Here is a 21091-nt window from a genome sequence, read left to right on the forward strand (position 1 = left end):
ATCTATTGACTCGTTACAACTATTGGTTCAAATGATTTTTAACTGCTCTTACTACCAATTCATGATCTTCTTCTGGTGGTAATCCTGAAACTGTTATCATTCCAATAACCCCTACGTTTTTTATTCTGATAGGAAAGCATCCACCAAACGCAGCATATTCTGAAGTATCTAAAAGATATTTTTCATTATATGAAATTCCAGTTATTTCACTTTGTATCTGCATATAATACGAGCTACGATCATGCAGGGAAACGACTCGTTTTTTACGCTCAATCCATTTCGTATTTTCCGCATTTGTCCCTGTCATCTTGAAATGAAATAATTGCACACCATTTTTCGTTATATCAACAGCAATCAATTTCCCCTCTCGCTTTGCTGTTTCAACGATAAATAAACCTAGTTGCAAGGCATCTTCATTTGTAAAAGAGGAAAATTGAAGTGTTTCCTCCTCTGTTAAAATTTGTTTACTTATTTCATTCAAATTTGAAGTGCTCATATCTTTAACCTCCATAATTGTTTTATGCCACACCGGCATTTTTTTCGAAATTATTAGGCCATATAGTACAACCCTTCAATCAATCTGATTCTAAATAAACTGCTGTAACATCGTTGGTAACTAGTAGTACCGTAAAGCTTGTTTTCTTCTTACTGGTGCTATTATGAATGATATTCAAAGTTATAAAAAGTACGCACTTTAAAGTGCTATAGGTACTTTAAAGTACTATTCTACTTATCCCTATCTTACAGAGACTATTATGAAATATATTTAACATCTTAAAAATGTATGTACTAAAGAATAATATTTTTAATCACTAACTTTTTTGATCAATCGTTATAATCCAATTTCATCAAAATTTTTATCAATTATTACACTATCCAACAATAGGAGGAAACAAAGATGGATGAAAATATATCCAAAAGCTGAAAAGCAGTTGAGTCCCTTGAGGGAATAGTTATAATTCACTACTTATAGAAATAGACATACAAAAACGCCATCCTTTCCTATAATTCTAAAGAAAGAATAGCGTATTCTTTTCAAAAATGAGTTCTTTTATTGAGAAACTTTGATTCTATATCATACATAAAAGGGCAACCAGTGCTAAAACAGCTGGAAGACCTTGTTTCACAATAATTGATTTATTAGATGTGAAACCTCCAAAAATAGCTGCTATCACCACACAAATCACGAAAAATAATTGCACCATATAACCAATTGGATTGAGCCCAAGTACAAGTCCCCAAATGAGACCAGCCGCTAAAAATCCATTATATAAACCTTGGTTTGCAAACATAATGGCTACGTTTCGATCTCCTTCTAAATGCTTCGGTAATTTGAAAGCACGTTTCGCTACTTTTGAATCAATAAAAAACATTTCAAGGATCATGATAAACAAATGTTCTAATGCTACGATCCCGACTAAAATAGCTGCGATTATTTCCACACTATTCTGCCCCCTACACTCTCTATTCTTTCATATTCTCTACATTTTTTTGCATCTGTAATAGAACATGAATAAGTATTTTGCGTTCTTCTCCACTGATATTTACGAACATTTCCTTCATAAAATGTTCCTTTTCTTTCTTGTCAAAATATTAATTGATATATCAATTATTGATACATCAATTAATATACATCTCTCTTTTTATTTTTGCAAGTTTTTTTGCTCAATTGGTTTTATTTTGTTCCAGCAACTTTAAACCAATTCAAAACATCAGTTCGCATTTCTAGAAATCATAATTACTTTAAGTTCATTCTGACAATCCTATTTAACTAAATATATAAAAGAATTGAGTTATATCTCCATCAATTTATAAAAATTATTTTTTTCTAAAAACAGATACTTTACGTTTTTTATAGTAATAAAAATTTTTTTGTTTCAGAGGCAATCCATTTTGTTAGCTTGATGGGCATAGGATAGCACCCATATGACGAACCAATTATCTTTCAAGAAGACGGCTAGAAATCTGGATTTGGCACAGGCGTTGCCTACTTCCGTGATCCAAATGGTACTAATTTAGAGCTTATTGCTCCAAAAGGTCCATTTAGACGTGACTAATTAAAATATATTAATACTAAAAAACCACCTTTCTGAGAGGTGGTTTTTTGTTGCTAATGGTCAAGATTAATATTGGGGTCTGATTGACACCTATTCCTTTTCCATATCTTTCATCATACCATCGAAAGAATAGTCTTATAGCTATTTCAAATATTTCGGCAGCACTATATCGCTAGCAAGCTAAAATTTCATGGTACTCCCCAAAAAAATCTGCTGAATCATAACCAAAAGTTCATTTTATCATTTCGAGGTAATTCGAAATTCTTAAGTTGTTGGGCACAGGGTACAGCTGAAAAACAGTGTATATTCATTAACTTCAAACTAATTTTGATGTAACAAAATTGTATTTATACCTTTTTAACAAATTCAGATTTTAATTTCATAGCTCCAAAACCATCAATTTTACAATCAATATCATGATCTCCATCAACTAATCGGATACTCTTTACTTTTGTACCAATTTTTACAACTGATGAAGTTCCTTTTACTTTAAGATCTTTAATTACTGTTACAGAATCACCATCGTTTAAAATATTTCCATTTGCATCTTTAATTACCTTTGTATCTTCACTATTTTCAGCTTCTAATTCTAAAGTCCACTCATGAGCACATTCTGGACAAACAAAAAGATTCCCATCTTCGTAAGTGTATTCTGAATTACATTTTGGACAATTTGGTAAATTAGACATATTTTTATTTCCTCCACTCGTTTTCGTGTATTCTATTAAATAAATATTATTTTAAATTTCCCTTTTTCGTTTAAATATACGGGAAATATTCTCTTCTTACTGTTTGATACTTATTTGTTGAATGTATAAAAAAACTACTTGTTCACACCTTGTAAAAAATCTTCTCCACATTCTCCAAAGCAAACTTTCTTCTTCTCTATTTTTTAATAAAATGATGAAAAAGTAGATTAAATCAAACAAACTTTGTATGTGAAGTGAAATTTTTAAAAATCTAATGCATTTACTTTATTCTTTATTGTATTGATTTCCTGAGATTGCTGAGAAAGCCCTGTACACTCATGAAAAGCAAAATGCTTACACCCTATACATTTTTTTGTATTCAGATGTCCTAAAGCACAATTAATTGCTTCCCCGGTATGATCAAAAAAGTTTTCTTTCCCAATTTCAGCATACAATCCATTCTTATCTAGATTGGCTTTTAGCTCTGATTGAATTCCAGAAATAAGAAGTACGCCACCTTGTTTTTTGAAGTGCTGAACAATATTCCTAAAGTAAGACTCTCCTGTGGTATCAATAAAAGGAACTTTTCCCATACGTAAAATTAAAACTTTAGGTTTATAATGAATAGTCGCTAAAATATTTTGTTCAAATGTTTGAGCAGCCCCAAAGAATAATGGCCCTTCTATTGTATAAATACTAATTTGTGGACAATCATGAGCTTTATTTACCACATGCGATAACAATTTTTCATTCTTTTTTGTATGATCAGGAAGCACTTTAGATATAACAAGCATATTACTCATACGTTTTGTAAACAAAATAACAGCTAAAATAAGACCAATCTCCACAGCTGTTGTTAAACTAGTAAATACAGTAAGTAAAAATGTTACTAGTAATACAAGGGAATCTCCTGTCTTCATTTTGAGTATGTGATAAAAATGTTTTTGTTCGCTCATATTCCAAGCTACCACCATTAAAATGGGAGCCATACTAGCAAGAGGAATATGTGAAGCATATGGAGCTAACAGTAAAAGTGTCAATAACACAAATCCCCCATGAATAATACCCGACATCGGAGATACAGCCCCACTCTTAATATTAGTCGCTGTACGAGCAATTGCTCCAGTTGCTGGAATCCCGCCAAATAACGGGGTAACAATATTTGCAATCCCCTGACCGACAAGCTCTTTGTTACTGTTGTGTTTACTATTTGTCATACCATCTGCCACGACAGCGGATAAAAGCGATTCAATTCCACCGAGCATCGCAATAACAAATGCAGGACCAATTAACTGTTTTATACGTTCTAATGTGATTTCTGGTATATCAAACTGAGGAAGTGTATTTGGAATCGTGCCATATGCTGTACCAATAGTAGGTACATGACCTGAGAAAAATACAGTTGCAATTACAGTTGAAATAACAACACCTACTAATGAACCAGGCACTTTTGGTAAAATCTTTGGTGTTATGACTATAACAAAAAAGCAAATCAAAGCAGTTATAACACTATAAAAATTGGTAGTACTGATATGAGTGAAGAGTTCCTTCAAATTCGCTAGAAATTCCTCATGCTTTTTTATACCTGTTAAACCTAAAAAACTAGCAATTTGTCCCGTAAAGATAATAACAGCAATACCTGAAGTAAAACCAATTGTTACAGGACGTGGAATAAACTTAATTAAAGAGCCTAGTTTGAAGATTCCCATAAGACATAAAATAATTCCAGCTAACAAACCCGCGAGTAGTAAATTTTCGTATCCATAGGTAATTACAACTCCTAAAAGAATCGGAACAAAAGCACCTGTAGGTCCTCCAATTTGATACTTCGAACCACCAAACAGTGAAATGAGTATTCCAGCAATACAGGTTGTATAAATCCCATACTCTGGCTTAACACCAGAGGCTATAGCAAAAGACATAGCAAGTGGAATCGCAACAACTCCAACAATCATTCCTGAAAGAAGATCCTTTTGAAAATGTGCTAATGAATATCCTTCAAACCTTCCTGTAAATAACTTTCTCATTACAAACCCTTCTTTTCTATTTTTAATAGATCTGGATTACAAATGTATTTCTCGGTCCCTTATACAGAAAATTGTCCTTTTCACAAAAAGAAAAAACATCCTAATATTTACTATATGTTTTACTTAAATGACACTCCAATTCACCTATATCTCCACCTTGTTGTACATAGGATTTCAATCTTTCTGCTAAACGTTCTCCGGCTCGACTATCTAGCTTCTTTGTATCAATAAACGATCTAATCCTTACCTTATCTGGAGTAATATCTCTACGAAACATTTGTCCTGGAATTTCACTCCAAAAACGATTCCATTCATCCAGTAATCCTATTTGATCAAATAAAAAACCTTGAATTCCACATAACCAAGCTGTACAAGCAGTATTTCTTTTTCGACATCCAACTCCATCTTGTAAATGTTGGCATGAAAAACAACAAGAATTTCCACTTTTTATACAAACTTCACAAACGTAATGAGCTCCTAATGAGCGAAATGTTTCAATTCCATGTTGGATGATATCTTCTTTCTTAACCTCAATACTCAACCTATCCCTCCTTAGCCATCATTTCACTTTCTGCTCCATCTAGCTCTTCTAACATTGAAATCGCATCAATTAAATGGTTGTTAAAAATCTTCCGTGCAACCACCAATAAATCCACAATAATAGGGTCTCGTAAAGAATATAAAACTCTTTTTCCATCTTTCCTACCAACAACAATATTTTTTGAACGTAGTACACTTAATTGCTGAGAAACAGCTGAGCCTTCCTTATTTAAAATATCTTGAATTTCGTTTACGCTTTTTTCACCTTCTGACAATAATTCTAAAATACCTATTCGCAAAGGGTGTGCTAAGGCTTTAAAGAAATCTGCTTTAAATTGTTGCATTTCGTTTCCCATTGAAATCCCTCCGTTACTTTTCCTCAATTTCAAAAAGCATCATATACATCTTCAAATGTTTGAATATGTATATGATACTTTTAAAACCTCGAATTTTCAATACAAATTTTACAATATTAAATAAGCATCAAATAGAGAAATATACTATTCAAATTCAGGTTCAAAATTTATTATCCAAAATAAAAGCGCCTAACATATTAGGGATATATAATACGTTAGGCGCTTGATATTTAAAATTTTCCGATTTAAGTCTTGATAATATTGGATGAGTATATGACCAAAACGCTAGATGACTAATATGAATAAACTTATTTGTAAAATTAATTCCTTAGAATATTTTAAGAGCAAGTTTTGAAAAAAACTATTCAAAACTTGCTCCTTATTTTCTCAGATCCAACTATTTTGATACTAAAACCAACAGTAGTGAATTAGAATAATGACTTAATACTTGCTAAGACAGTAAGTACACCTACAATAATAACAAATACGTTGCTCATTTTCCCTTTGTATTTAGCTAATACTGGCACTTTTTGAATCGCATACATCGGTAATAGACATAAGATAGCAGCAACTAAAGGACCGCTTAGAGAATCAATAAGTCCAAGAATACTTGGATTTGTATAAGCAACAAACCAGCACGATAATACAACAAAAGTAAGGATTATTGTCTTAATTGTTTTTTCTTCAATATCTTTTCCACGTGATTTACCGAACTTAATAATCATGTCACGCATTACTTCAAATGCTCCTATATAATGGCCAAGGAAAGACTTTGTAATAGCCACAAAAGCAATAATTGGAGCTGCAATAGTGATTACAGGTGAATTAAGCTCATTAGCAAGATATGAAAGAATTGATAAGTTTTGTTCTTTTGCCATTTTTATATCATCTGGAGTCAAGCTCAATGCGCTACTCCAAACGAAGAACATAACAACAGCGAATGTCATGATATAACAAACCTTTTGTATTTGCGCACATTTAGCATCAGTGGCTTCGATTCCATACGTAGCTCTCTGTTTCACAACAAATGATGAAATCATAGGTGAATGATTAAATGAGAATACGATGATTGGTAGAATCATCAATATCGTCCCAAAATAGCCTGTTCCTGTTGAAGCAGTTGAAACAGCTGAAAAACTAAGCATTGACGTATTCCACTGTGGAATTAAAGATATTGCGATAAACAGTAGAGAAACTATGAAAGGATACACTAACATACTCATTACCTTTACAGTAATATCTTGACCAAAATTCAGTATAGCGATAAGACCAAGAACTAATACAAGTGATAAAATAGCTCTTGGAGGTTCTGGCATGTGCAATTGATGCACGATAAAACTACTTGCAGTGTTTGTAAGCGCAACCGAATACATTAGTACGATTGTATAAATTGAACCGAAATATACGATGTTAAAAATGATACTCGCTTTATTTCCGAAATACTCTCTAATTGTACCTGTGATCCCCTCATCAGCAGAATTAGAAGCGTATATCATTTTAGCAAGTGCCCTATGTGAGTAGTACATAACTGGATATGCAAGCAATGTAATTAGTAGTAAAGATAATAAACCACCTGAACCTGCATTAATCGGTAAAAAGAGCACCCCTGCTCCAATTGCAGTTCCAAATAGACTGAGTGCCCATGTAGTATCCTGCTTATGCCACTTTTTCGGATCTGCATATTGCTCATTTTTTAGTGCGGTATTTTCAGCTTGAACTTCTATTTTCTTTGCAGTATTCCCGTTCATATAATAACTCCCCCTTGTATCTATTCCTGCATCTCTCTTTGCACCTAACAAATATTCCCTTTTTGGAAAATGAATTCCTTACAAGTTGCCCCACATTGTATGTCCTTCATCATAATGAATCCAAATTGAAACATTCGCTAATTAGCGTCCTAATATAATTGTTAGCGTTCACAAAAAAGTTTACTCGTAATATCCGCTCTTTATATAAAGACCCCTTAAGAGAACAATATAGAATAGACTTCATAAATACGTTGCAACATTTCTAATAACAGTGTATTACTTTAATGGTTTCTCTTTTTTACTTTTAAAAGTAATTTTAGCTAAACCGGCCTCTCTTCATTTGCGAGGCGTTTCTTTCTCAATTCTATACATTACTTTCATAACTTCGGTAGCACTGATGATATTGCTTACACAAGCCACTGAAGCACATTACATACATTTCGCCTCTAATCACACACCTTTCTTACTAATAATCGCATTTTTTATATTTTCTCCAGAGATAATAAAATTTCTCTCGACGCCCTCATTATAACGTGTATATTTATAAAATTAATATTTTTATATTTTCAGAAATATTAAAGAGGAATAATTTTATATGGATAATATTTTACAGTTAGCATGTAGCCATTGTTTTTATCGCTTAAAGCTGAATTAGTTAGTAAAAAAATACAATAATACATTGTTTTTCTAGGTGACTTATTATAAAGATACTTATATCCCCTTTTATCAAAAAATTTTATTTTAAACATAAAAGATATTCTAATAAATAATTAATGTAGGTAAAAAGAAAAAAATCCCAAAATACAAAAAACCAAATTTCAGGATATATATTGTTAATATTGAATTCATATACAATTTAAAAAGCTACACTGAGCAAAAAACAAAAAAGCTGCCCCATATGGACAGCTCATTTACATAATTATCGTTATCAGGACTACACAAACAAATCACTTCAATATCATCTTAATTGTAGTTTGTTCGGCTCTTCTTCAGGGATATCTCTATGTTTGTAATGAATCGTTTTTACATCATTTCCTTTTATGCGAAAAGTAATTGTGTCCTCTCCATAAGGCGGATTGTGTGCACCCTCAAAAGTTTAAATTTTAAAATCCCTCATTAACTAGCTCTTTTATCGAGTTTAATTTTGAAGAAAGCTCGATAAACCATTCTTCATCCCCCGTTAATAATGCAAGATCTATAAGATAAAGGATTTGTTCCTTATTTATTACCTTTGATTCAGGGAGTTTGTTAACGTGTTTACTAAAGAGTAAAATCGCTTCGTTTATTGTGTACTGGCCGTCACGTTTCACAATACTAACTGTAACTATATCCTCTACATCATCAAGTGATACAATATAACCAACTATTAATTCACCTTCATTTGATATTCCACGAACCCAATCTCCTACTTTTAAAACATGATTATTATTTGACATCATACCGTTTCACCTTCCTATAAATATTTTTTGTGACGATAAAAAAGATATAAAAACAAATTATACTGTAATATTTTTCATTACATTTAAGTGTTAAGAACTCACGGCTATATAATAATTAAGCCGCTTAACGCTCTTGATTGATAAGGTCAACAACTTCTTTCATTGTATAATTCTTTAAGTATTCACCTAGATGCTCTTCAGCACCTAAGAAAATAGCGAAAAGAACTTTTCGCATGTTCGAACCTACAACACACTGATTGTTTGATTCTGGACACTTCGGCTGCAAAGCACCTTCAGAGGTTATCTGATAAATATGCCAAAGATTAATTTCATCTAAATCGCGAGCGAAAATAAAACCGCCACCAGTCCCCTCTTTCGATTGTATAAACTTATGTTTTTTTAACAAACTTAGTACTTTGCGAATGCGTACTGGATGAACACCTGCACTTTCTGAAATAGCATTACTTGTTGACATCCGGTCTGGCTGTAAAGCTAAATAAGTTAAACTGTGTATGGCCAAGGTAAAGTCGCTGTTCATGATTTTCCTCCTACGATTAAAAATATTGTTTCTCATATATTAACATACTGTAGCCATAAATATTACAGATTGGTTAGAACGTTAAAACATGTGGAATGCTTCTTGCCATAAAAAATTAATTCCCTTATATTCTATCCCGTCCCACCTATATCTGATAACTTCATTTAGCTTTTTAAGTTAAAAAGAAAATTAAACACTCCACTGTTTCTTCACTTGTTCTTCTGCCAACTGTTCAATTTTTGTCCAAATCGTATCTTTACTTACAATAACATTTGTTTGATAATTTCTATCTTTATAATTAACTGTAACACATACTTCTATCATCTTCTGCTTCCTCCTTTCAAGAAAATTTCTTATTTATATTTAATACCTGAAAAATTTTGAATTTAGTTATAATCTCTAGCATATAACTTCATTTTTTAAATAATTAAGTTTAAAAACCCCACTGTTTCTTCACTTGTTCTTCTGCCAACTGTTCAATTTTTGTCCAAATCGTATCTTTGTTCACAATGACATTTGTTTGATAGTTTCTATCTTTATAATTAACTGTAACGCATACTTCTATCACCCTCAGTTTCCTCCTTTCAAAAAATTTCTCTTTCATACTATTACTTATTAATTAGCCAACTTTTGCAGTTCAATGTTTAAAAATGTTCGGACACTACGTGGTAAAAATTTGCGAATTTCTTCTTCGTTAAAACCAATTTGCAATCTTTTTTCGTCCAGCATAATCGGGCGACGCAACATTAGTGGATGCTCAATTATTAATGTATAAAATTCATTTAGCGAGAGCTCATCAATATTTATATTTAAGTCCTGAAAAGTTTTGGATCTAGTTGAAATAATTTCAGTAGCCCCCTCTTCAGTTAAACGAAGAATCGATTTAAGCTCATCAACTGTCATAGAATTTGATACGATGTTTTTTTCAATATAATCAATTTGATGCTCTTCAAGCCATGCTTTCGCTTTTCGGCATGAAGCACAGCTTGCTGTTGTATATAGAATTACCATATTTAACTCACTCCTGTAATGTTATTAAACGTACATTTTAAAGATCGCTTATTGAAATGTATTAAAAAAAATTACAGTTTAGAATCAAATTCACATAATGTTAGTTATTCAGCAATGTTTCATTTATCTCTATTATTCATGCTACATTTTACAGACGTTAACATCTCACTTTTAAAAATCTTACTGTAATTTTAAACTTTACAGTTCAATTAATCAACTGTTAAGTCTTGGATTAATTTTAATAACACAACAAATTATTCTCATGTAAAATTCCCCATAGCATGATGGCTCCTTCAAAGCACATTTCACGCATTTCTTGCTTACAAGTGCTATTATGGATTATATTCATCCTAATAAATAGTACGCACTTTAAAGTGTTATAGGTACTAAAAAGGAACATATGCATTTTCAAGTGCCATTCTGCTTATTTCTCTCTTACATCGGTTATTATGACCGATATTTAGCACAATAAATAGTACGCACTTTAAAGTGTTATAGGTACTAAAAAGAAATAATTTTAGTATTACAACGGATGTAGGCTCACAACTGTAATCTAAATTCATCAAAGGAGTTTTTTTATGAAGACATATAATATTCCTGTAGAAGCGACTTTAGAAGTTATTGGTGGAAAGTGGAAGGTTGTTATCCTTTGTCATTTAAAAAAAGGAACAAAAAGAACGAGTGAATTAAAACGTTTAATGCCTGGTATTACGCAAAAAATGTTAACGCAACAATTACGGGAACTAGAAGAAGATGGTGTAATCCAAAGGAAAGTATATGACCAAGTACCACCGAAAGTAGAGTACTCTTTAACGGATTACGGTTCGTCTTTAGGAGCTATACTTGATTCCCTCTGTTCCTGGGGAGAAGTTCATCTTGAAAAAACCGGGAACACATCCATGCTGATTACTGCTGATGAATCATAACTGTAGAAGACATAAAATAGGTTGAGACAATACTTGCCTCAACCGTTTTTTATGTCTCTTTATAATTTTTTGCCGTAATGACTGTTTCAAACTCAAAGGTTTCCGGTAAATGATCTGCGTAAGAATATTCAAAAGTTCGTCCATCCGTTAAGTAAGCTACTTGCTCAACTCGCATTAGGAAATCCTGATTTGTTAAGTTCATAAACTGCTTTTCCCTATCATCTGGGCGAATTCCTTTAACCCTGACAACAGATGTCCCTACTTCAAGACCAAGTTTATTTTGAATATGTGAGTATATCGACTCCTCTAAAACAGAAGCCTCAACACCTGGGATAACCGAAATTGGCATCCATGTATGCTCCATAATCGTCGGAATGCTGTGAATGATGCGAAGGCGAATGATTTTATAGACGAAATCACCAATTGAAACTCCCAATTTCTCAGCAACTACTTCATCAGCACCTACAATCGCAAACTCGATAATTTTACTTTCTACCTCACTACCGTAAACAGCTTTCGTACCTGTTAAAGTTTGAATCATTCGTGCCTTTTCCTGCTGATGCCAATCTTGTACCACTGTTCCACTTCCGCGCCGACGGATAATGTAGCCGTCTCTTACTAATAGATCTAGCGCTTTTTTAATCGTAAGTGCTGAAACATCGAATTCTTCAGCAAGGACGGAGCTACTCGGAATTTTTTTGTTGATTTTATATTCACCGTCTAAAATTTGCTGTTTAATCTTTTGATAAATGCCGAGGTATTTTACTTGTGTTGATCCGCTTGCCATTTCCATACCTCCTTTATACCGCAAACTCTCTTCTATTCATTCAAATGTAAAGCCTCAAGTTTGTAAACTGAAGGTGATGGGGCAGCAAATCCGTTTTCCAAGATTTCAATATTCGTTACTGCTTCTTCATCTTTCACAAGTTTTGGTGCACCATTTACAATTGTGGCATACGCTGCATCATAGAAACGACCGTAATCACCAAGCGGTGTTTTAATTTGTTTTTCAATCCAGTCACCATTTGCATTACGATACTTAGCAATTCCATAATACATCGGTGAATCTTCACCAAACCCTGCACTCTCAGGCATAATCCCCGCTTTCAAATCATTTTCTTGCTGATCTTCACCGTATTTAATAAATGATCCATTTGTTCCATGAACGATAAAGCGTGGATAATCTTTCGCTACGACATGGTTCGTTTTCAGTTTAATTTTCAGGTGATTTCCGTAATGTAGACCAACATCGAAATAGTTATCAACCGCACCTTCCATTTCATTATTACGAATATCATATGTTACCGTATCTGGACGGCCAAATAATGAAATCATACGGTCCATCGTATGAATACCTAAACTGTAAAATGAACCTTCTTCTTTTGGAGCTTCATGAGTGATTGAACCAGGACGGAAATAATCAATATGTGATTCAATCTCAATAATATCACCAAGGAATCCTTGCTCAACTACTTGCTTTACAGCTAAAAAATCACCATCAAAACGACGGTTTTGATAAGGCATAACGACTACACCTTTCTCTCGTCCTAAAGCTAATAATTCTTTCGCATGTTCTACTGTATCGCAAAATGGTTTTTCAACGATAACTGATTTTCCGGCTAGTATAACTTTTTTTGCTAATTCATAATGCGTATGTGCTGGCGTACAAATCGTCACAACTTGAATTTCTTTGTCATTCAACAATTCGTCTAAATCAGTAGTGAAGTAAACACCTTTTTCCTCATATGGAGCCGCTAATTTTTCATTTATTTGACGTACAAAAATTGTTTTTACTTTTATATTATTACGTGTCTTTAGATAAGGTAGGTGATAACGGTTAGCTGATTTTCCAAATCCAATAAAGCCCATTGTTAATGTCATGTTCTTCAACTTCCTTGCTCATAAATTTTCGTTTCTACATTTATTATATATTTTTATCTTTAAAAGTATATAGTTTTAATTTCAAAATTATATATCAAAAAGTCGAGAAAGAAATCATTTTCTGATTCCCATCTCGACTTTACGTTATAGACTTATATCCTATCATCATTTTATTTATACTCAATGACTTGAGAGCTACTTAGTTATATACTCTTATTCATACATATAAGAACGTGTCATCGGAATTGTATCATTAATCCCTTTTGTAAATACAAATTGATGTAAATCAATATTACCTGTAAAGAACGAAGCTGCACATGCATTTAAATATAAACGCCACATGCGGATAAATCGCTCATCTTTCGTTTTGCGAACTTCCTCTAGTACATTTTCATAATTTCGAGCCCAATGTTGTAATGTATTCCCGTAATGTCTACGTAAGCTTTCCACATCAACAATGAAAAATTGTTCGTTTGTCATGTTCGTGATTAATTCGTTAACAGCAGGAACATACCCACCAGGGAATATATATTTTTCAATCCAACCATTCGTAGCACCACCATTAGCCGGAGAAGTAATACAATGCAGCAGAGAAATCCCGCCATCATTTAGTAGTTTGTTAACTGTTTCAAAGTATTGCGTAATGTTGTCTTTTCCTACATGTTCGATCATACCTACACTAACAATTTTATCAAATTTACGATTCTTAATATCGCGGTAATCAAGTAAAGATACTTCAACTAAATCCGTAAGTCCCTCTTGTTTAATTCGCTCGGAAGTCTTTGCAAATTGTTCCTCGCTTAATGTTACTCCCATCGCTTTCACACCGTACTGCTTAGCGGCAGCTGTAATGAGCTCACCCCACCCGCAACCGATATCTAATAGCGTATCACCTTTTTGAAGGTTCAACTTTTTCAAAATATGATTCACTTTATTATGCTGCGCTGTCGTTAAAGAATCTTGTTCATTTTGGAAATACGCACAAGAATATGTCATTGTCTCATCAAGCCATAATTTATAGAAATCGTTCCCAATATCATAATGGTGAGCAATATCTTCTTTATTTTTTTGTTTTGAGAAATTCCATTTACTTTTGAAATATTGCAACTTACTATCACCTAAAAAGCTATCCTGCCTTTTATAAATAGATTGAATTGCTTTTTCAAGATTACCCTCTATTTCAAGGTCTCCATTCATATATGCTTCACCGAATGCAATAGAAGGATCCTTAGCAATTTCTTTTTTTGAGAGCGGCTTATGGAATGTTATATGAAATTGAGGTTCCCCTTCGCCATATTGTATTGTTTCTCCATTCCAAAGTGTAATTTGAACTGGATCTGAAAACAGATTTTTAAGTATTTTTTTATAAAAAAGTTCTTCAACCATAAAAACATCTCCTACTAAAAAATTGAACAAAAAACTATACTAGTTAATAAGTTTTTTTGAACATAGCTTAAAATCGTTATGACTTCTTGCTACGAGTGTCATTATAAAACGGTTATATTATGAAGCATAGTACGTACTTTAAAGTGATGTAGGCACTTTTAAGTACCCATGACTGAAACAGGTCCTCAAAAATTTTACTTTCCATCATAACAACTTTCTAAAGTTTTAAAACGAAAAACACCACCTCGTCATTAGGTGGTGTTTTCAATATTACATATAGAGATTTCACTTAACTTCTGTGTTTTTTCTATCTATGCATCGTTCTCCCCACGCGGTTAATTGATTTAATACATTTTGTAAAGACCACCCATAATCGGTTAGGGAGTATTCTACTCGAGGGGGAATTTCTTTGTAAATTTCACGTGTAATCACACCATCTTCTTCCAGCTCACGTAGTTGCTGCGTTAACATTCTAACAGAAATTTCAGGCATCAAACGTTGTAACTCACTCGTTCGCTTCTTCCCTTTTGTTAAGTGACATAAAATAACGACCTTCCACTTTCCCCCGATAATTTCTAAAGTTGCTTCTATAGGTATATTATATTGTTTCACGCGATCTCCTCTCCTTTTTTATAAATTCCTTATCTATTGTTACGTAAAAATAAATAATTTTCTATACGGCACATTTTAGTTCCTACAGCACAAAAAAGTACCTATATTACAAAAAAGTAATTATGCTGCTTAAAAATCTCCCTCTATACAAAAAGAAAAAACGAACGTATTCTCGTTCGTTTTTTCTTTCTTTATTCAGCTGCGGTTATAAGCATAGACGTGTTACCATTCTTTTCAAGATGATTTTCTCCCCAGTTACAAAGAGTATCGAGTATAAAATCTAAAGAATGACCGTAATCAGTTAAAGAGTATTCTACTTTTGGTGGCACTTGGTTATACACTTTTCTCTCGATTACACCATCTTCTTCTAATTCACGTAATTGTTGCGTTAACATCTTTTGTGTAATACCAGACATTAATTGTTTTAATTCGCACGTTCTCTTTTTGTCTTTCTTTAAATGACAAAGGATAACTACTTTCCACTTTCCACCGATAACCTCTAAAGTTGCCTCTACAGGAATATTGTATGTTTTCATATAAAAATCTCCTTTAATAATTTTATAAGACAAATAAGCTAAAATATTTAAATATTACTTTTAAGTATCTATAGCACCTTAAAGTACGTACTTTTTATTGTGTTAAACATGTTTCATAATAGCATACGTAAACAGCAGATGAGTAGTACGGCACCAAAAAGTACCTGTATTACTTTTTAGTATCTATATCACTTTAAAGTACGTACTTTTCATTATGTAAAATACATTTCATAATAGCATTTGTAAGAGTTGAGTGAGTCATGCAGTGTTAGAAATTACCTGTTAGTACCTGTACTTTAAAGTGAGTATTTTTATCATACATTTTGTCAGACGATGAAATGACATGTTTTCATTTTCATATCCATTCACAATGAATAAATAATTTTCAAATACATTTTAGGAGGATATCTATAATGAGTAAATTACTAAAAGAAAAAATCGGGTTTGGTACAGCACCACTAGGAAATATGTACCGTAATATCCCAGAAGAAGAAGCAATCGCTACAGTGGATGCTGCTTGGGAGAATGGCGTTCGTTACTTTGATACAGCTCCACTTTATGGATCTGGATTAGCGGAAATCCGTCTTGGTGAAGCACTGTCAAAAAGAAATCGTGATGATTACTTTTTAAGCACCAAAGTAGGTCGAACGATTTCAGATGAACTAGAAGATCCATCTGCACGTGATTTAGGTGAAAAAGGCGGACTTTTCGAATTTGGTCGCAAAAATAAAATGATCAATGACTATAGCGCAGATGCAACACTTCGTTCTATCGAGCAAAGTTTGAAACGTTTAAAAACAGATCGTCTAGACTTTGTTTTCATTCATGATTTAGCACAAGACTTTTATGGTGATGAGTGGATTTCACAATTTGAAACAGCTCGAACAGGAGCATTCCGTGCGCTAACACGTTTACGTGAAGAAGGAGTTATTAAGGGCTGGGGGCTTGGAGTAAACAAAGTAGAATCAATTGAACTTATGCTTGATTTAGAAGAAGCGAAACCAAATATATCCTTACTAGCTGGTCGCTATTCATTATTAGACCACGAACGTGCATTGCAACGAGTAATGCCTGCAGCTGTAAAGCATAATATGGATATTGTTGTTGGTGGCCCATATAGCTCAGGTATTCTTGCTGGCGGCGCTCACTTCGAATATCAAAAAGCATCGCCAGAAATTATTGCAAAAGTTGAGAAAATCAAAGCTCTTGCAGATCGTCACGAAATCAGCATCAAAGCTGCTGCACTACAATTTTCACTAGCCAATCCAGCAGTTGCTGCTGTTGTTCCTGGTGCAAGTAAACCGGAACGCATTGTAGAAGACCAAAATGCCTTAAACACAGTAATTCCAGCAGCATTCTGGGAAGAAATGCGCGAACAAAAATTAGTAGCACCTAATGCACCACTACCAATCAACGTAAAATAATAATATAACTTTAATCAGTGGGAGCATCCCCCACTGATTATTTACCCGTAAATACCGGGATGAAAAGGAGCGTAATGAATATGGCACATACTACTACATCTATGGAAATTTTTGCTTCACCGGAACAAGTATGGCAATTAATCGGAGGTTTCAACTCCCTTCCAGACTGGTTACCTTATATACCTAGCAGTAAATTAACTGAAGGCGGTCGTGTACGTCATCTAGCTAATCCAGATGGCGATACAATTATAGAACGATTAGAAGTATTCAATGATAAAGAGCGCTACTACACATATTCAATCATGAATGCACCATTCCCAGTCACTAATTATTTATCTACAATCCAGGTTAAAGGAGGTACTGAAAGGAACACATCGTTAGTAGAGTGGTCTGGTACGTTCACTCCTGTTGAAGTTAGTGATGAAGAGGCAATTAATCTGTTTCATGGCATTTACAGTGATGGACTGAGAGCATTGCAGCAAGCATTTCTAGATTGATTCATGTAATTGATTGAGACAAAAAAGTAAATTAACAGTCAAATATTCGATTTTTTTAGTTAAATTCATTATAAAAGATAAACAAATACAAATTTCATGCCTGCTTGTTAATGACAAGAAATAAAAAATACTACCTCCAAATGGAAGGTAGTATTTTTTTATTAATCAGGAAAAACAATCAATCCCTCTTCTTTTTCCTCCTGTTTTAAATCTTCTTCTGGGAAGGTTACAGTTGAATTTTTATCACCTGTTCTTTTTGTTTCTTCACCTGGAAATACGAAAGTTGAATTTTCTTTTCCTTCATTTTTTTCTACGTTATCTGGAAATACCATAGGATCATTGGTAGTCAAATCACTATGAAATCCAAGGTTAGACAAAATCGCTTTTAAATCTGGTAAAACCCCTATTTTATCAGATGATGGGTTATTAGACTTTGTGCCTGTATTAGGATTACTTAAAATTGCTCTCAATTCTTTTGGTGTATATGCCTTACCTAAATGTTCCTTAGCAATCCCTTGAATCGATACAGCAGCCCCAGCAATTATAGGCGAAGCGCTAGAAGTACCACGGAAATTAGAAGTATAACGATTAATTATGTTCTGATCTGTAACTTTTTGTCCTTTACTATTTTGATTTTGATATGTATCTAATGTATCAACATACTCTCCCCAACCATATACATCAATTCTACTACCATAGTTAGAGAAAGCTAAACGTTTATGAGGAACTCTTGCAGTAGATGCTCCCACTATAATAGCTCCTGAATCTTTAAAGTCTTGACTGTTTCGATTTAAAATCTGTTTACCATTACGGTCTTTAAATTCATCTAAATCAATCCCACCATTACCAGCTGCTTCTACAATAATAATGCCTTTATCTGTACCTTTGCGAATTGCGTTAAATATACTCGGGTATACTTCTACTGGTAAAGGGTCATCTCCATATCCATCATATTTAAAGGATTCTTCTATTAATAAAACATCTCCAGCCTGTAAAGAATCTACGGCACTTAAAATAGCATCTCTTACATCAATTCTCCCATTGTCTCGGATCACTGAAATTACTTTTGCCTTTGCTTTTGGTGCAATTCCAATGTTCCCAATCCCATTGTCAGCTGCAGAAACAACACCTAGAACTGAAGTACCATGAGAAAGATCATTACTCATTTTTCCAGACATAAATTCAATATTTTGACCGACTAAATCTTCATGATTTAATAACCAGCCTTCTTCCAAATCTACAAAAGTTGCCCCCTGACCATTCCCTCCTTTAATTCCCCAAGCATAAGGAGCATTAATTCCTAAAGGTGCCTCTTCAAGATATCCCTGTCTCGAAAATCTAGGTTCATCATAAGGATTGACTGATGATAATACAGGGAATCTCGAGCCAGTTGTTGTATTTATACTCTTATTAGAACGAACTTGTATTTTACTAGAATCGTCATTAGCAGCATGTACTGTATTTGTTACAAATGTCGTACCTACCCCAGCAAAAGTTGTAATTGCAAGTGATGATATCAACATACCTTTAAAATTTTTCATTTTTCCACCTCTAGTTTTCTATTAGAAATAACATATTTCATAATGTGTATGAACCGAAAAGCATTTTATCTTATTATAAAAATTAATAGATCTTTATAACTTTTTGATTTACATAAAAACTCCCTTCATTCTTGTAATTCAATGTGTACATTTCAAAATAACAAAATCACTGTAACTATTATAGTTACACCTTTATTGATTTTCAACTACGAAATATAAATTTTTAAAAATAAATTTATATTACTTTAAAACAGAACTCGCCTTTTAAGCACATAAAGTGAAACTTTAATCAGTGGGGTTTTTGTTCATCCCCCACTGATTATTAGCCCTCACCAATGGGGCGTTTACGGACAGTTAATGCGGGATAAAAACGCAAAATATCTGTCCAAATTACAGCGATCAATAAGTTTATGGACTGCGAAAGAAATACGAAAAAGCAAAGCACTAAGTGCTTTGCTCCTTATAAAATCCCTTTTAACTTTTCACCAATTAACTTCGCTACATACTCATAACCTTCTGGCCCAAAGTGTAATCCATCTTTTTCATCATTTTCTACAAATCTTTTATAATCCCGTTCTTGAATCATTTCAGCATACAAATTTAGAAAATAGCTTCCTGTTTCTTTTGCCACTTCCTCTACCACGTCTGCATACTGACTCAGCACTCTATTTGTTCTATTATGCTGTCTTTCTTCATCAACTGGTGCAGGACTAATCAGTAGTACTTTATCTGATGAAACTTGGTTCACAATCTTCTCTAAGTTTTCTTTATATGCTTGTAATGACACTTGAGAAAAAGAAACTGCATCATTCGTACCAAGAAAAACTGTTACGAAATCTGGTTTATATGATATTACATCTTCTTCAATTCTATTTAACGCATCGAATGTATTATCACCTGGAACACCTGCATTCTCTACTTTCCAGTTCGGCAACATTTCTTGCAAACGTGGTGTTAATCTTGGCATTCCATCAAAAAATGTTTCATCAGCTGTAATACTATCTCCAAAGCATACTAACGTTTTCATTAAGCTACTCTCCTTTTACGTATGAAACAACTTTCCTTCTATTGCTTTTATATATCTTTCAGCAGAACGTTCAACCGCCTCATTTGCATTTTCTTTTACTACTCGATGAAAAGCATTGTATAAACGATTAAACTGTAACGGCTTCACTCGATTCACCATTTCTTCCACTTTTCTCGCTGGTAGTGGAATTAAGTTTGGATAGCTGTACATGAAGCTTCCCCACCGCTCATCTGCTACAACTTGAATAATATCACCTGTTAACAAAATTCCTTTTCCGTCATTACCTTCTTCCCAATGTAAGACAGATCCACCTTTAAAATGTCCCCCTAAACGATGAATGACTAATCCATCAGCTAATTGTAAAGACTCACCAGACCAATAAATAATACGACTACTCGGACGCATCACCCACTCTTTATCATCTTCATGTATATAAATTGGTACATCAAATGTCTCTGCCCATTCTACTTGCGTTGAATAATAATGAGGATGAGACAATGCAATCGCATCTAATCCGCCAAGCTCTTTTATTTTCGTAATTGTCGTTTCATCTAAATACGTAATACAGTCCCACAGTAAACGATATGACTCTGTTTTCACTACAAATGCCGTTTGACCGATCGCAAATCCTGGTTTTGTTGTAATACTATAAAGTCCATCTTCCTCTTCGATTATTTCATTTTTATATGTATCACCAATTTGTAAGCTTTCTAGTGTCGTCCAAGATTGTCCTTTTGGATTCACATATTGCCTCTCTTCATCACAAATATGACAACTCACCGGTTCTTCTACACTCGCTGCATACTGCACGCCACACGTTGTACAAACGAAATTTTTCATCATAATTTCCCCTATC

23 protein-coding genes and 2 pseudogenes are annotated in these 21091 nt (G+C 33.5%); 4 read left to right on the plus strand and 21 right to left on the minus strand.

Translation table 11 applies throughout. The features are described 5' to 3' along the window. Positions 1-19: 19 nt before the first annotated feature. Together V6946_RS17320 and V6946_RS17325 are read right to left on the minus strand one after the other, a co-directional pair. Positions 20-535: a heme-degrading domain-containing protein gene (locus tag V6946_RS17320; RefSeq protein ID WP_139849025.1), complete on the minus strand. Its 516-nt coding sequence runs from the start codon at positions 533-535 to the stop codon at positions 20-22. Between the two features lie 535 nt (positions 536-1070). Then, positions 1071-1442, minus strand: coding sequence for a DUF1304 domain-containing protein (locus V6946_RS17325; protein WP_000402472.1), 372 nt, complete (start codon positions 1440-1442; stop codon positions 1071-1073). 480 nt (positions 1443-1922) lie between these two features. On the opposite strand from V6946_RS17325, the pseudogene V6946_RS17330 reads away from it, so the two are divergent. Beyond that, a pseudogene (locus V6946_RS17330) lies at positions 1923-2057 on the plus strand (VOC family protein); the annotation flags it as partial. A gap of 347 nt (positions 2058-2404) precedes the next feature. On the opposite strand, the gene V6946_RS17335 reads toward V6946_RS17330, so the two are convergent. The 11 genes and pseudogenes from V6946_RS17335 to spxA form a co-directional block, all read right to left on the minus strand. Then, positions 2405-2746, minus strand: coding sequence for a zinc ribbon domain-containing protein YjdM (locus V6946_RS17335; RefSeq protein WP_000067658.1), 342 nt, complete (start codon positions 2744-2746; stop codon positions 2405-2407). Between the two features lie 263 nt (positions 2747-3009). After that, positions 3010-4773, minus strand: coding sequence for a SulP family inorganic anion transporter (locus V6946_RS17340; protein ID WP_006924201.1), 1764 nt, complete (start codon positions 4771-4773; stop codon positions 3010-3012). Between the two features lie 100 nt (positions 4774-4873). Beyond that, the gene (locus V6946_RS17345) at positions 4874-5314 is read right to left on the minus strand and encodes a hypothetical protein (RefSeq protein ID WP_000021461.1); all 441 of its coding nucleotides are present in this window, start codon (positions 5312-5314) and stop codon (positions 4874-4876) included. A 1-nt stretch (position 5315) separates the two neighbouring features. Further along, the gene (locus V6946_RS17350; RefSeq protein ID WP_006924203.1) at positions 5316-5669 is read right to left on the minus strand and encodes a metalloregulator ArsR/SmtB family transcription factor; all 354 of its coding nucleotides are present in this window, start codon (positions 5667-5669) and stop codon (positions 5316-5318) included. A gap of 428 nt (positions 5670-6097) precedes the next feature. Beyond that, the gene (locus V6946_RS17355; protein WP_001014168.1) at positions 6098-7417 is read right to left on the minus strand and encodes an aromatic amino acid transport family protein; all 1320 of its coding nucleotides are present in this window, start codon (positions 7415-7417) and stop codon (positions 6098-6100) included. Positions 7418-8375: 958 nt separating this feature from the next. After that, positions 8376-8513 (minus strand): annotated as a pseudogene (locus V6946_RS17360) (DUF3888 domain-containing protein); the annotation flags it as partial. A 7-nt stretch (positions 8514-8520) separates the two neighbouring features. Further along, the gene (locus V6946_RS17365) at positions 8521-8856 is read right to left on the minus strand and encodes an IDEAL domain-containing protein (RefSeq protein ID WP_000987462.1); all 336 of its coding nucleotides are present in this window, start codon (positions 8854-8856) and stop codon (positions 8521-8523) included. A 124-nt stretch (positions 8857-8980) separates the two neighbouring features. Beyond that, positions 8981-9394 (minus strand): Rrf2-family transcriptional regulator SaiR, encoded by a 414-nt coding sequence (saiR, locus tag V6946_RS17370; protein ID WP_001083465.1) that lies wholly within the window; start codon positions 9392-9394, stop codon positions 8981-8983. A 189-nt stretch (positions 9395-9583) separates the two neighbouring features. Next, positions 9584-9718, minus strand: a complete 135-nt coding sequence (locus V6946_RS17375; protein WP_000573516.1) for a BA3454 family stress response protein — start codon at positions 9716-9718, stop codon at positions 9584-9586. A gap of 109 nt (positions 9719-9827) precedes the next feature. Beyond that, the gene (locus tag V6946_RS17380; RefSeq protein ID WP_000573515.1) at positions 9828-9962 is read right to left on the minus strand and encodes a BA3454 family stress response protein; all 135 of its coding nucleotides are present in this window, start codon (positions 9960-9962) and stop codon (positions 9828-9830) included. A gap of 47 nt (positions 9963-10009) precedes the next feature. Beyond that, on the minus strand, positions 10010-10405 hold the full coding sequence (spxA, locus tag V6946_RS17385; RefSeq protein WP_000236189.1) for a transcriptional regulator SpxA: 396 nt from the start codon (positions 10403-10405) through the stop codon (positions 10010-10012). Positions 10406-10983: 578 nt separating this feature from the next. Between spxA and V6946_RS17390 the strand changes: the two genes are divergently transcribed. Then, positions 10984-11331 carry a helix-turn-helix domain-containing protein gene (locus V6946_RS17390; protein WP_000860832.1) on the plus strand — a complete coding sequence of 116 codons (348 nt, stop codon included), beginning with the start codon at positions 10984-10986 and terminating at the stop codon, positions 11329-11331. Positions 11332-11380: 49 nt separating this feature from the next. On the opposite strand, the gene V6946_RS17395 is transcribed toward V6946_RS17390, so the two are convergent. The 5 genes from V6946_RS17395 to V6946_RS17415 all read right to left on the minus strand — a co-directional run bounded on the left by V6946_RS17395 (position 11381) and on the right by V6946_RS17415 (position 15746). Next, on the minus strand, positions 11381-12118 hold the full coding sequence (locus V6946_RS17395; protein WP_006924206.1) for a GntR family transcriptional regulator: 738 nt from the start codon (positions 12116-12118) through the stop codon (positions 11381-11383). A gap of 32 nt (positions 12119-12150) precedes the next feature. Further along, positions 12151-13212, minus strand: a complete 1062-nt coding sequence (locus V6946_RS17400) for an oxidoreductase (protein ID WP_006924208.1) — start codon at positions 13210-13212, stop codon at positions 12151-12153. 213 nt (positions 13213-13425) lie between these two features. Further along, positions 13426-14598, minus strand: coding sequence for a cyclopropane-fatty-acyl-phospholipid synthase (locus tag V6946_RS17405; RefSeq protein ID WP_006924209.1), 1173 nt, complete (start codon positions 14596-14598; stop codon positions 13426-13428). 285 nt (positions 14599-14883) lie between these two features. Next, positions 14884-15210: a helix-turn-helix domain-containing protein gene (locus V6946_RS17410; protein WP_006924211.1), complete on the minus strand. Its 327-nt coding sequence runs from the start codon at positions 15208-15210 to the stop codon at positions 14884-14886. A 191-nt stretch (positions 15211-15401) separates the two neighbouring features. Then, on the minus strand, positions 15402-15746 hold the full coding sequence (locus V6946_RS17415) for a helix-turn-helix domain-containing protein (protein ID WP_006924213.1): 345 nt from the start codon (positions 15744-15746) through the stop codon (positions 15402-15404). Positions 15747-16159: 413 nt separating this feature from the next. Between V6946_RS17415 and V6946_RS17420 the strand changes: the two genes are divergently transcribed. Both V6946_RS17420 and V6946_RS17425 read left to right on the plus strand, forming a co-directional pair. Beyond that, the gene (locus tag V6946_RS17420; RefSeq protein ID WP_006924216.1) at positions 16160-17170 is read left to right on the plus strand and encodes an aldo/keto reductase; all 1011 of its coding nucleotides are present in this window, start codon (positions 16160-16162) and stop codon (positions 17168-17170) included. Between the two features lie 80 nt (positions 17171-17250). Beyond that, the gene (locus tag V6946_RS17425; RefSeq protein WP_149149829.1) at positions 17251-17667 is read left to right on the plus strand and encodes an SRPBCC family protein; all 417 of its coding nucleotides are present in this window, start codon (positions 17251-17253) and stop codon (positions 17665-17667) included. 161 nt (positions 17668-17828) lie between these two features. Here V6946_RS17425 and V6946_RS17430 read toward each other — a convergent pair whose 3' ends face one another. From V6946_RS17430 to V6946_RS17440, 3 genes are all read right to left on the minus strand, one after another. Continuing rightward, positions 17829-19208 carry a S8 family peptidase gene (locus V6946_RS17430; RefSeq protein WP_006924220.1) on the minus strand — a complete coding sequence of 460 codons (1380 nt, stop codon included), beginning with the start codon at positions 19206-19208 and terminating at the stop codon, positions 17829-17831. A gap of 460 nt (positions 19209-19668) precedes the next feature. Continuing rightward, a complete protein-coding gene (locus V6946_RS17435) occupies positions 19669-20235 on the minus strand; it encodes an SGNH/GDSL hydrolase family protein (protein ID WP_006924222.1) in 567 nt (188 codons plus the stop codon). A gap of 15 nt (positions 20236-20250) precedes the next feature. Continuing rightward, positions 20251-21078, minus strand: a complete 828-nt coding sequence (locus tag V6946_RS17440) for a hypothetical protein (RefSeq protein WP_366981505.1) — start codon at positions 21076-21078, stop codon at positions 20251-20253. Positions 21079-21091 lie beyond the last annotated feature (13 nt).

It is taken from the genome of Bacillus sp. PPSBB_2 (assembly GCF_045291115.1).
Taxonomy (GTDB): domain Bacteria; phylum Bacillota; class Bacilli; order Bacillales; family Bacillaceae_G; genus Bacillus_A; species Bacillus_A cereus.

Excerpts from the sequence above, each read along its gene's own strand:
- V6946_RS17430 (WP_006924220.1), bottom strand. The coding sequence starts at position 19,208 with ATGAAAAATTTTAAAGGTATGTTGATATCATCACTTGCAATTACAACT.
- V6946_RS17350 (WP_006924203.1), bottom strand. The coding sequence starts at position 5,669 with ATGGGAAACGAAATGCAACAATTTAAAGCAGATTTCTTTAAAGCCTTA.
- V6946_RS17420 (WP_006924216.1), top strand. The coding sequence starts at position 16,160 with ATGAGTAAATTACTAAAAGAAAAAATCGGGTTTGGTACAGCACCACTA.
- V6946_RS17335 (WP_000067658.1), bottom strand. The coding sequence starts at position 2,746 with ATGTCTAATTTACCAAATTGTCCAAAATGTAATTCAGAATACACTTAC.
- V6946_RS17375 (WP_000573516.1), bottom strand. The coding sequence starts at position 9,718 with ATGATAGAAGTATGTGTTACAGTTAATTATAAAGATAGAAATTATCAA.
- V6946_RS17440 (WP_366981505.1), bottom strand. The coding sequence starts at position 21,078 with ATGATGAAAAATTTCGTTTGTACAACGTGTGGCGTGCAGTATGCAGCG.
- spxA (WP_000236189.1), bottom strand. The coding sequence starts at position 10,405 with ATGGTAATTCTATATACAACAGCAAGCTGTGCTTCATGCCGAAAAGCG.
- V6946_RS17355 (WP_001014168.1), bottom strand. The coding sequence starts at position 7,417 with ATGAACGGGAATACTGCAAAGAAAATAGAAGTTCAAGCTGAAAATACC.
- V6946_RS17415 (WP_006924213.1), bottom strand. The coding sequence starts at position 15,746 with ATGAAAACATACAATATTCCTGTAGAGGCAACTTTAGAGGTTATCGGT.
- V6946_RS17435 (WP_006924222.1), bottom strand. The coding sequence starts at position 20,235 with ATGAAAACGTTAGTATGCTTTGGAGATAGTATTACAGCTGATGAAACA.
- V6946_RS17340 (WP_006924201.1), bottom strand. The coding sequence starts at position 4,773 with ATGAGAAAGTTATTTACAGGAAGGTTTGAAGGATATTCATTAGCACAT.
- V6946_RS17405 (WP_006924209.1), bottom strand. The coding sequence starts at position 14,598 with ATGGTTGAAGAACTTTTTTATAAAAAAATACTTAAAAATCTGTTTTCA.
- V6946_RS17320 (WP_139849025.1), bottom strand. The coding sequence starts at position 535 with ATGCCGGTGTGGCATAAAACAATTATGGAGGTTAAAGATATGAGCACT.
- V6946_RS17425 (WP_149149829.1), top strand. The coding sequence starts at position 17,251 with ATGGCACATACTACTACATCTATGGAAATTTTTGCTTCACCGGAACAA.
- V6946_RS17400 (WP_006924208.1), bottom strand. The coding sequence starts at position 13,212 with ATGACATTAACAATGGGCTTTATTGGATTTGGAAAATCAGCTAACCGT.
- V6946_RS17390 (WP_000860832.1), top strand. The coding sequence starts at position 10,984 with ATGAAGACATATAATATTCCTGTAGAAGCGACTTTAGAAGTTATTGGT.
- V6946_RS17395 (WP_006924206.1), bottom strand. The coding sequence starts at position 12,118 with ATGGCAAGCGGATCAACACAAGTAAAATACCTCGGCATTTATCAAAAG.
- V6946_RS17365 (WP_000987462.1), bottom strand. The coding sequence starts at position 8,856 with ATGATGTCAAATAATAATCATGTTTTAAAAGTAGGAGATTGGGTTCGT.
- saiR (WP_001083465.1), bottom strand. The coding sequence starts at position 9,394 with ATGAACAGCGACTTTACCTTGGCCATACACAGTTTAACTTATTTAGCT.